11 protein-coding genes and 1 pseudogene are annotated in these 10,952 nt (G+C 44.7%); 4 read left to right on the top strand and 8 right to left on the bottom strand.

Features of this window, described 5'->3' with window-relative positions:
• Positions 1-122: pseudogene (locus tag CKY02_RS25905) on the top strand (IS1595 family transposase); the annotation flags it as partial.
• 132 nt (positions 123-254) lie between these two features.
• A complete protein-coding gene (gene zapB, locus CKY02_RS19255; protein ID WP_011148831.1) occupies positions 255-497 on the top strand; it encodes a septal ring assembly protein ZapB in 243 nt (80 codons plus the stop codon).
• Between the two features lie 68 nt (positions 498-565).
• Here zapB and rraA read toward each other — a convergent pair whose 3' ends face one another.
• The 7 genes from rraA to priA all read right to left on the bottom strand — a co-directional run bounded on the left by rraA (position 566) and on the right by priA (position 8,620).
• The gene (gene rraA / locus CKY02_RS19250; protein WP_112896538.1) at positions 566-1,075 is read right to left on the bottom strand and encodes a ribonuclease E activity regulator RraA; all 510 of its coding nucleotides are present in this window, start codon (positions 1,073-1,075) and stop codon (positions 566-568) included.
• A gap of 149 nt (positions 1,076-1,224) precedes the next feature.
• The gene (locus tag CKY02_RS19245; protein ID WP_112896537.1) at positions 1,225-2,142 is read right to left on the bottom strand and encodes a 1,4-dihydroxy-2-naphthoate polyprenyltransferase; all 918 of its coding nucleotides are present in this window, start codon (positions 2,140-2,142) and stop codon (positions 1,225-1,227) included.
• Between the two features lie 94 nt (positions 2,143-2,236).
• Positions 2,237-3,568, bottom strand: a complete 1,332-nt coding sequence (gene hslU, locus CKY02_RS19240) for an HslU--HslV peptidase ATPase subunit (RefSeq protein ID WP_112878954.1) — start codon at positions 3,566-3,568, stop codon at positions 2,237-2,239.
• An 11-nt stretch (positions 3,569-3,579) separates the two neighbouring features.
• A complete protein-coding gene (hslV, locus tag CKY02_RS19235; RefSeq protein ID WP_036780122.1) occupies positions 3,580-4,110 on the bottom strand; it encodes an ATP-dependent protease subunit HslV in 531 nt (176 codons plus the stop codon).
• 59 nt (positions 4,111-4,169) lie between these two features.
• The gene (gene ftsN, locus CKY02_RS19230; protein WP_112896536.1) at positions 4,170-4,997 is read right to left on the bottom strand and encodes a cell division protein FtsN; all 828 of its coding nucleotides are present in this window, start codon (positions 4,995-4,997) and stop codon (positions 4,170-4,172) included.
• A 69-nt stretch (positions 4,998-5,066) separates the two neighbouring features.
• Entirely contained in the window at positions 5,067-6,095 is a 1,029-nt protein-coding gene (cytR, locus tag CKY02_RS19225; RefSeq protein ID WP_112896535.1) for a DNA-binding transcriptional regulator CytR, read from the bottom strand.
• A 326-nt stretch (positions 6,096-6,421) separates the two neighbouring features.
• Positions 6,422-8,620: a primosomal protein N' gene (gene priA, locus CKY02_RS19220; RefSeq protein ID WP_112896534.1), complete on the bottom strand. Its 2,199-nt coding sequence runs from the start codon at positions 8,618-8,620 to the stop codon at positions 6,422-6,424.
• Positions 8,621-8,840: 220 nt separating this feature from the next.
• Here priA and rpmE point away from each other — a divergent pair, with 220 nt between their 5' ends.
• Positions 8,841-9,056 carry a 50S ribosomal protein L31 gene (gene rpmE, locus CKY02_RS19215; protein WP_112878949.1) on the top strand — a complete coding sequence of 72 codons (216 nt, stop codon included), beginning with the start codon at positions 8,841-8,843 and terminating at the stop codon, positions 9,054-9,056.
• A gap of 129 nt (positions 9,057-9,185) precedes the next feature.
• Here the strand turns inward: rpmE and metJ are convergent, their stop codons facing one another.
• Positions 9,186-9,503 (bottom strand): met regulon transcriptional regulator MetJ, encoded by a 318-nt coding sequence (gene metJ / locus CKY02_RS19210; RefSeq protein WP_036780112.1) that lies wholly within the window; start codon positions 9,501-9,503, stop codon positions 9,186-9,188.
• Between the two features lie 287 nt (positions 9,504-9,790).
• Between metJ and metB the strand changes: the two genes are divergently transcribed.
• Complete coding sequence (gene metB / locus CKY02_RS19205; RefSeq protein ID WP_112896533.1) at positions 9,791-10,951, top strand: cystathionine gamma-synthase; 1,161 nt, start codon at positions 9,791-9,793, stop codon at positions 10,949-10,951.
• The last annotated feature ends 1 nt before the right edge of the window (position 10,952 follow it).

Below are 10,952 nucleotides of genomic sequence, written 5' to 3'. Positions count from 1 at the left end.
TCTGTTTCAGGTTCAATTGGCGCTTTAACCTTAAAAAAACATTCGAACAGCTTATTTATTCATGTATCCGGGCAGCACCTATACCTGAGTATTTACTCAAGCTAGCTGAGATTCGATGGTAATCAGGAAAATTAAAGTGTGAGACATTTTGAGCTTTTTATTTGGTAGTTATTTTTCATGTGTTGGGGATGTTGCTAGACAGGGGAGCTTTGGCTACATACAATCAGACAATTGCTTATAAGGGGGAACCGAGAATGTCATTTGAAGTGTTTGAAAAGCTGGAAGCCAAGGTTCAGCAGGCGATTGATACTATTACCCTGCTACAAATGGAAATTGAAGAATTAAAAGAAAAAAATCGATCTTTGTCTCAGGAGATCCAGAATGCAACCAGCGGCCGTGAGTCTCTGGCTCATGAAAATGAGCAATTAAAACAAGAGCAACAAGTATGGCAAGAACGTTTGCGTGCCTTGTTAGGCAAAATGGAAGATGTTCAGTAATTAAAATTTCCAACAGACAAAAGAAGGGCGATCTGAAAAATCGCCCTTAGTTTCATCATACGTTATCATCAGATGATCTCATCTTCTTCGTTATCATCAAGTCCCAGTGGTTCTTCAGACAAAATGATACCGGTGTTATCGGCATACAAATAATCGCCAGAGAAGAAGGTGACACCACCAAAATTCACCCGGATATCGCTTGCGCCGGTCCCTTCATCACGACAGCCAGCAGGAATAGCGGCTATAGCTTGAATGCCGAGGTCGAACTCTGCTAACTGGTCAACCTGACGTACAGCACCGTAAACAACAATGCCCTCCCATCCATTTTGCATAGCGAGTTGTGCCAACTCAGCGTTAATTAATGCTTGGCGTACAGAACCACCACCATCTACCAGTAAAATGCGTCCATGACCGTTGTCTTCAAGCAGGTCGTACAGTAACCCGTTGTCTTCAAAGCATTTAACCGTGATGATTTGACCACCAAATGAAGTACGCCCGCCAAAATTGGAGAACATAGGCTCTACCACATTTACTTCTTCTTGATAGATGTCACAAAGCTCGGAAGTATCATATTTCATAGGATTTACGTCTGGTTAAGGTATGGAACAGTAAGTATATCCCTTTCAGGCCGATGTTAGCAAAATCATCAATTATTAAATTGATATTGTTAACAGGTATCCAGAATGATTAAGTTACAACACCTTCGGAAAAACAGCACAAATACTGTCTAATTAAAAATAAGACCAACTGAAAATAGAATATTAGTCAATAATGCCGCCTTAACCATCTGTCCCAACATTGGTCGCATTCCCTCCGGTGTGGGTTCATTAAGTACATACCACATATGTTTGAACAACCAAGGCAGAGCGAGCAAGAACAACCAGCTTGACCAGCCAGCCGGGTTTTGTATGGTGAATAATACCAAGCAGAGTATTGCTGTGATTATTAAACATCCATGATAATGACGGGCTTTTTTAGGGCCCAGACGGACGGCCAGGGTGTTTTTGCCATGCCGTTTGTCATCTTCAATATCACGCAAGTTATTGATATTTAAAACAGCAGCAGAGAGAAGACCACAGGCTGTCGCCGGGAGTATGACAACCGAGTCAAAAAAACCTGCTTGAAGATAATAAGTACCGGCAACACTTAACCAGCCAAAGAAAATCAGTACTGAAATATCGCCAAGTCCCATATAGCCATAAGGCTTTGTACCGACTGTATAGGTAATTGCGGCAATAATTGCTAGCAGGCCAAGTGCCAAAAAACCGAATATATCGCTAGGTTCTTCACAGGCAACGGCAATCAAGGCGCTACCAGACAGACAAGTTAGCAGGACAATAATCTTCAGCGCTTTTTTCATCTGTGAGATGGTAATAATGCCTTTTTGCATACCCCGTAGTGGCCCGATACGCTTTTCAGTGTCACTACCTTTGATAACATCACCGTAATCATTGGCGAGATTGGACAGAATTTGCAGTATGGCAGCTGTTAATAGCGCTAGTAAGGCGACCGGTAGCTTGAAATGCCCTGTCCAGGCAGCAAGGGCTGAGCCAGTAATAATGGCGGCAAGGGCGAGTGGTAGCGTTTTAGGGCGCAAACTTTCCAGCCATGCTTGAGTTTGACTGATGGAAGTTGATGAGTTCATTTCTGAGTTCACTTACTCCTGTAAATTTATAATGAATCATGGGAGGCAAGCCTCCCATGATTCATTATAGCGGATCAGAAATCGTATATACCGATTATAGGATAAAGCGGCTCAGATCTTCATCTGCAACCAATTCATCTAGATGCTTTTTAACATAGTCGGCATCAATATCAACTGACTGGCCACGACGTTCACTGGCTTCGAAGGAGATATCTTCTATCAGCCGCTCAAGCACAGTATGTAGGCGACGGGCCCCGATATTTTCGGTCGATTCATTTACCTGCCATGCGGATTCTGCAATTTTGCTAATGCCATCATCCGTGAAACTGATGATCATACCTTCCGTTTCCATCAGTGCTTTGTACTGCTCCGTCAAGGATGCACTCGGTTCAGTCAGAATACGCTCAAAATCTTTTGTAGTTAGTGCCTGTAACTCCACTCGGATCGGCAGACGCCCTTGTAATTCAGGGATCAGATCGGAAGGACTGGCAACCTGGAATGCACCTGAGGCGATAAACAGAATGTGGTCTGTTTTTACCATGCCGTGTTTAGTGGATACTGTACAACCTTCCACCAATGGTAACAGGTCACGCTGAACACCTTCACGGGAAACATCAGGGCCTGAGGTCTGACCTCGTTTGCAGATTTTGTCGATTTCATCAATGAAGACAATACCGTGTTGTTCAACGGAATCAATAGCTTGTTGTTTCAATTCTTCCGGGTTAACCAGTTTAGAGGCTTCTTCTTCAATCAGTAGCTTGAAAGCATCTTTGATTTTTAGCTTACGAGATTTGTGTTTCTGACCGGCAAGGTTCTGGAACATAGATTGCAACTGATTTGTCATCTCTTCCATACCCGGAGGCGCCATGATCTCGACGCCCACAGGTGTGGTAGCAACATCAATCTCGATTTCTTTATCATCAAGTTGACCTTCACGTAGTTTCTTACGGAATGCCTGGCGTGCGGCTGATGGCTCGACTTGCGTCTCCGTTTGTCCCCAGTTATTTTTGGCTGGTGGGATCAGGGCATCCAGAATACGCTCTTCTGCCAATTCTTCTGCCCGATAACGGTTTTTTTCGATGGATTGCAGGCGGACCATTTTAACCGCGGCATCGGTCAGATCACGGATGATAGAGTCGACTTCTTTACCAACATAGCCAACTTCGGTGAATTTTGTCGCTTCGACTTTGATAAACGGCGCATTTGCCAGTTTTGCCAGGCGACGGGCGATTTCGGTTTTACCTACCCCAGTCGGACCAATCATCAGGATATTTTTAGGTGTTACTTCGTAGCGCAGCGTTTCATCTAGCTGCATACGACGCCAGCGGTTACGGAGTGCGATAGCTACAGCGCGTTTCGCTTTGTCCTGACCAATAATGTGTTTGTCAAGTTCGCTGACAATTTCGCGTGGAGTCATTTCAGACATACTATCTACCCTTACGCTTTTGAAGGAAGTTCTTCGAAGTTGTGATTATGGTTGGTATAAATGCAGATATCACCAGCAATGGTTAACGCTTTCTCTGCAATTTGTCTGGCGCTGAGATCGGTATTCTCCAGCATTGCTCGTGCAGCAGATTGGGCGTATGGGCCACCGGAACCAATGGCAATTAGGTCATTTTCTGGCTGAATGACATCGCCGTTACCTGTAATGATCAGGGAGGTATTTTCATCTGCGACTGCCAGCAGAGCTTCCAGTTTGCGTAGCATGCGATCAGTGCGCCAGTCCTTAGCAAGCTCAACCGCTGCTTTGGTCAGATGCCCTTGGTGCATTTCAAGTTTACGTTCAAACAGTTCAAACAGAGTAAAAGCGTCTGCTGTACCGCCGGCAAAACCCGCGATTACTTTGTCATTATAGAGGCGGCGAACTTTACGGACATTGCCTTTCATGACGGTATTACCCATCGTTGCCTGTCCATCACCACCGATTACGACTTGGCCATTACGGCGAACACTTACGATTGTAGTCACGAGTAAGCCCTTGGTTACAAAAATAGATAAATGTATAGATGGGGGAGAATTATCATTTTTCAACCCCTAGTAACACGGAGAATGCAACCTGATACGCCAGCGCCTTTCAGACGTTCCCGCATTTTTTCTGCGGTGTTTTTACTGTAGGGACCAAGAACAACACGATGCCAGCCGTCTCCCGTTGTGATCTGGCTTTCAATACCCGCAAATGCCAGATTGGCACGTACTGATTCAGCTTGGTCCATATTGCGGAATGAACCACATTGTAAAATCATACGCTGTGCCTTTTCTACGGCCTTAGGTTTACTGGTTTCAGCCGGTGGTAGAGTTTGTGGCTGAACTGGCTGAGTCTGCATTGGTTGTTGTGGTAACGTTTGTTGAGGCTGTGGTTGTGGTCTTGTTTCCAGCGGTTGTTGTGTTTCCGCTGATGGCTTGATGATCACTTGTGAACGCGGCACTTGAACGCCATTGTATGGCACTTCTGGCAGCGAAGTCGCCGGTTGGCGCATATCCGCCTGCATTTGTTCAAGTAACTGCCGTTGCTCCGCGGTCAGCTGAGTTTGTGAATTGATTTGCCCCCCGGATGAGGGATCACGTGGTGTCTCAATGCCAACGGGGCGATTTTCCAATTCTTTGATATAGCGCCAACGTTCTTCTGGTTTTGGTGGTAATCCATTGTTTTGCTGAGAATGTTTTGGCAGTATTTCTGGTTCGCTTTTCTGTTTATTGTGGGTAATAAAGTAAAGGCCGCCAATAAAGATAACGACTAAGGCTACCGCGATGACCAGCGTTGCTTTTGGCAGCCCCTGGGCTTGGTGTTTTTTCTTATCGGTATTTTTACGGCGGGTGTTTGAACGCCCGCGACTCACATAATCTCGTTGTGCCACTGTCTAATTCGCTGAGTAATTTAAGTAAAAGAAAATAAATGATATGTTACTTAACCTGCGGTTATTTGCCTAGCTTTTAGGCGAACAGGTGCTCTGCCGAATAATTAATTCCGATTCCAGTAACTGAGAACCGCCTGAAGTTGTGTGACCCTGGATTTGATCTAGCAACAGTAACATTGCCTTGTGACCAATTTGATAACTGGGCTGTCCAACGGTTGTCAACGGCGGATCGCTGTACATGGCGAGACTTAAGTTATCAAACCCAATGATTGATAAATCTTCCGGTATTTTTAAGCCCATTCTTTTAGCCTGCCACATCACGCCAATCGCCATAACATCACTGTGGCAGAAGATGGCTGTAGGGGGATCCAGCAGAGAGAGCAACTGTTCAGTCAGCTTTGCGCCGCTTTCATGGGTAAAGTGACCTTGGACAATATAATCTTCACGAATTGTCCCACCAGAGCGACGCAATGCTTGGATATATCCCTGACGGCGATAGCGGCAAATCGGTATATTTTCCGGACCGGAGAGGCAGGCAATGCGTTTATGTCCCAATGTTTGCAGATAATGAGTTGCATTGAATGCGGCGGTCAGGTTATCAATATGAATAGTCGGCAGTTCTAGCTCTGGTGCAAATTCGTTTGCCATTACCATTGGTGGTAGGTTTTTTTGTTCTTCTTTGCTGGCATCAAACGGGATATTCGAACCCAGTAGCAACAGACCATCAATTTGTTTGGTGACAATCAGGTTGAGAAACGCGTGTTCCTGTTTTTGCTGATGTTGGCAATCACCGATTAAAACCAGATAGCCATGTTGTTCCGCTGTCTCTTCAATGCCGCAAATCACGTCAGTGAAAAAGGGATCGCTGATATTTGGCACTATCACTAAAATAGTTTTTGACTCACCGCGTTTAAGATTACGGGATAAATTATTTGGGTAATAGCCCACAGCCAGTACAGCTTGTTCCACTTTTTGTCGGGTCTGGGAAGAAACCTTTTCTGGATTCATGAGTGTTCTCGATACTGTTGCGGTAGAAACGCCAGCCACTTCAGCGACATCTTTCATTGTTGCGGAGGTGCCATTCTTTTTCTGCTCCAAAACTCACTCCTCATTTCCTGACTGATTAGTTAAATGATTGTCATTTTCTGGTTGCCGGGAAACCGTCAGTGACTTTAAGGAAAGTAACGACATGCGGTTTAAGGTTATGACAATGTTATTAAGGGATCATTCTAAACAGTTTGGCAAATTCATTTATTCCTTAGTTTGTAAAAAAGTGTGATATAAATCATTTATTCGATATGGCTCGCAAATTAGTGAGTAATTTTTCATTGGTTACGGATTGTTGGGTGTGATTTTTTAAATAGTAAATAAGAGTATGTTTAATCTGCTCAGGTTATGTGTTTTAAAATAGAGGCGATTAATTACTAACTGTCAGTTGGATCAACATCGATATTCCATTTCACTTTTCGGGTTTGCGGTAAAGCTGTTATCTGTGGATAAACCAGTGCCATGATTTTTTGTAAAACAGTTCTGGATGGATGTTGAATTAATAGTTGCCAACGATAACGACCACTTCTTTTTGACTGTAATGCAGGAACCGGGCCCATGATCCATAAGTTATCATCCCGCAAAGGGTGGTGTTCAAAAAGCAGGCGCAGTTGTTGTAAAAAAGCAGGTGCTTGCTGATTATCGTGATCTTCTGACCGTAAGATAATATGGCTGGTAAATGGTGGTAAAAACACACTTTTGCGTTCATCCATAGTTTGAATAGAGAAAGCATCGTAGCCTTTATTGAGCAAAATTTGCAGTAATGGATGGTCAGGATGATGAGTCTGAAGAACCACTTCTCCTCGTTTACCAGCCCGACCCGCCCGACCAGAAACCTGTGTATAAAGTTGTGCGAAACGTTCTGCTGCCCGAAAATCTGCTGAAAATAAGGCACCATCAACATCGAGTAACGCGACCAGTGTGACATCAGGAAAATGGTGACCTTTTGCCAGCATTTGGGTGCCAATCAGTATACGGGCATTTCCGGCGTGAATGTCAGCCAGTTGTTGTTCCAGTGTTCCTTTGCGGCTAGTGGTATCCCTGTCAATGCGGGTAACGGGTACATTAGGGAATAGGGCTGAAATACCGTCTTCAAGCTGTTCTGTGCCAAGGCCAACAGGTTGAAGATGAGTAGAACCGCATTGCGGGCACTGACGGGGAACGGGGCGCTGGCTGTCACAATGATGGCAACGTAACTGACGATGGTATTGATGCAGCGTGTAATAATGGTCACAGCGTTGGCATTCTGCAATCCAGCCACATTCATGGCAGAGTAGGGCAGGTGAGTAACCGCGGCGGTTAAGGAAAAGTATGACCTGATTATTGGCTTGTAGATGTTCTTCAATACGCTTTATTAGTGGTTGAGATAACCCGATTTTGAGTGGTAAGCCTTTTAAGTCCAACAGATGCTGAGTCGCTGGCTGAGCATAACCTGCCCGTTTGGACAATGTTAGCGGGCGGTATTTGCCTTGTTGCACATTGTAAAGTGTTTCCAGTGCTGGGGTCGCAGAGCCCATGATTACCGGGATATTCTCTTTTTTTGCTCTGAATACCGCTAAATCACGGGCATGGTAACGCCAGCCCTCCTGTTGCTTATAAGAGCTGTCATGTTCTTCATCAATAATGATGATGCCAAGGCAGGCGAAAGGGGTAAATAGGGCTGAGCGTGTACCGATGACAATGGCGTTCTCACCTTGTCGCGCTCGTAGCCATACAGCAAGACGTTCACTGTCATTCAGGGCTGAATGAAGAACATCAACCGGTGCGTTGAAACGTTCACGGAAGCGACGGATGGTCTGTGGTGTCAGGCCAATTTCCGGTACAAGTATCAGCGCTTGTTTACCTTGCTCCAGAATATTTTCCAACACACTGAGATAAACTTCTGTTTTACCTGATCCGGTGATGCCCGCCAGTAACCAGGGAGAGAATTGCTGGTCTTCTGCACGGATAGCACCAACTGCTGTGGCTTGTTCGGTATTCAATTTCAGGCGTTCGCCGGTGATTTGGAAGTGATTTCGCCAGTTCTCAGATTCAGGTTGCACAGGGTATAAATCGATAAGTGACTTCTTTTTGAGCGATTGGAAAGCGCTTTCGCTCAGTTCCAGTTCTGTAATCTGATGGCGATATATTGCTTTACGGCGTAGGGTTGCCAGTACTTGCTGCTGTTTTGGCGAGCGTTTCAGTTGTGCTAGCGGTAATTCAGCGCCTGTTGGCGTGACTTGCCATTGCCATAGTGGAGTTGATTCCGCGGGTTTTCCCTGACGAAGCAGCACCGGCAATGCATGGAACAGGACTTCACCGATGGGGTAATGGTAATAACTGGATGCCCAGAGCAATAATTGCCAAAGGTTTTCTGGAAATAAGGAGTGAGTATCGAGAATAGATTCTATGGTTTTCAGTTGTTCTGCTGGAATATCACTGTTGTCAACTATCCTGGTAACGATACCAATCGCTTTACGTTTGCCAAAAGGGACTGTTACCCGCATTCCTGCAACGGGTAATTGACTCTCTGCGGGTAGCAGATAGTCAAAAGAGCGGGTAAGAGGGACAGGCAGGGCAACCTGAACAACAACCATAAAATTATTCCGTAAAATCAATAGGTAAGTTAAAATGTAATCAAAAATTGATTATAGAGTACCATAGGTGTTGAGTGGATTTCATTGCGAGATAGGCAGATATTCTGTATGATCCGCCGCCTTTGGTACGGAAGATACCAAACTCATTTTATCAACACGACGTGTGGTGTCTGGCGGCAACAGGGCTGGATAGCGACACGGCCTTAACAGAGGTTATCCCATGAAAAAAGGTATTCATCCTAAATATGAAGAAATTACTGCAACCTGCTCTTGCGGTAATGTAATACAAGTTAGATCTACCGCTGGTCACGCTCTGAACCTGGACGTATGCGGCCAATGCCACCCATTCTATACGGGTAAACAACGTGATGTTGCTACTGGTGGTCGTGTTGATCGCTTTAAGAAACGTTTCAATGTTCCAGGTGTCAGCAAATAATTGCAGAATTGAGCCTGTCCATGATGACAGGCCGACTGGTACTAACGCCCGGTGTTTTGCATCGGGCGTTTTGCATTTTAGCCAAAATAAAAAATCCCTGAATTTTTACAGGAGTTTTTTTCGCTACTATCAATATTCCCAGGTATCAGGATCAATACCTAATTCCCGCATGATTTTTTTGGCTGCCTCTGGGATTTCATCATTACGCTCTTTACGTAAATCAGCATCATCGGGTAGCGGCTGTCCAGTAAATGCATGCAGGAATGCTTCACACAGCAATTCACTATTAGTTGCATGACGCAGGTTATTGACCTGGCGACGAGTGCGTTCATCAGTGAGGATTCTCAACACTTTCAAAGGAATCGAGACTGTGATTTTCTTCACTTGTTCGCTTTTTTTGCCATGTTCAGCATAAGGGCTGACATATTCACCGTTCCACTCAGCCATGGGGTACCTTAAATAGTCGTAAAATCATAAAATTAAGCCAGATAACAGCACCAGCTTTCGTTGTGACATATTGCCATTTTATCGTGATTTCCTTATCAATTATACAGTTATAGTATATGCGATAAACTAATGGCTACTAATAAATAAAGCAGCATTAGTTATGATGAATAATTATCCCATTGTCTAATCTAACCGTAAAGAGGTTTAGATGTCTAGATGTGTTGACGTCTACTGTGGTAGCGGATATTCTTCCCTGACTTAATTTATGACAGATAGTGGTAGCTGATATGACACGCAAGCCGGCAACAATAGCAGTTCGCAATGGGCTGAATAATGATGAACAGTATGGTTGTGTTGTTCCGCCTATATATCTTTCCAGCACATATAACTTTACTGATTTTAATCAGCCAAGGACACATGATTATTCCCGCAGGAGTAATCCGGGCCGCGATATGGTGCAACAGGCATTAGCTGAGCTGGAAGGGGGAGCGGGTGCTATCATGACCAGTAGTGGAATGTCAGCCATTCACCTGTTATGCACGGTTTTCCTTCAACCTGGCGATCTGTTGGTTGCGCCTCATGACTGTTATGGTGGCAGTTACCGTTTATTTGACAGCCAGACTAAACGCGGTGCTTATGAAGTGGCTTTTGTCGATCAGAGTGATGAACAGGCATTAAAGCAAGTCTTGTCCAAAAAACCAAAGTTGGTATTGATTGAAACGCCCAGTAATCCTTTATTGCGTATTGTCGATATTGCTCATATATGCCAGCTTTCCCATGAGGTAGGTGCGACAGTCATTGTTGATAACACTTTCCTGAGCCCTGTACTACAGAAGCCTTTGGAGTTGGGGGCAGATCTGGTTGTGCATTCCTGTACTAAATATCTTAATGGACATTCTGATGTGATTGCCGGAGCTATTATTGCAAAGGATGAAGAGGTTACAACGGAGCTCGCTTGGTGGGCGAATAATATTGGTGTGACCGGTGCGGCGTTTGATAGCTACCTGCTGTTGCGCGGCATGCGCACTTTATCGCCACGGGTCCTGTTACAGCAAAAGAATGCATTGGAGATAGTCAATTATCTTCAACAGCAACCGTTAGTGAAAAAACTTTTTTATCCTGCTTTGAAAGATCATCCTGGGCATGAAATTGCTTGTAAGCAACAATTTGGTTTTGGCGCAATGATAAGCTTTGAGTTCGATGGTAGTGAACAGGCGATACGCCGTTTTCTGTCTGAGTTAAAGTTATTTACTTTGGCGGAATCACTGGGCGGTGTGGAAACCTTAATTTCTCATACGGCTACCATGACTCACGCTGGCATGTCAGCACAGGCAAGGGCGGAAGCGGGGATTACGGATTCACTATTGCGTGTTTCTGTGGGTATTGAAGATAGTCAGGATTTAATCGCTGATTTGGAAAATGCATTTCAGGCAGTAGTAAAGGAGTGAC

Origin of the sequence: Photorhabdus bodei (assembly GCF_003287735.1) — a bacterium.
In the GTDB taxonomy this organism is placed as follows: domain Bacteria; phylum Pseudomonadota; class Gammaproteobacteria; order Enterobacterales; family Enterobacteriaceae; genus Photorhabdus; species Photorhabdus kayaii.
Note: the sequence above shows the minus strand (reverse complement) of the source record. Positions and strands in the feature narration are given on the sequence as shown.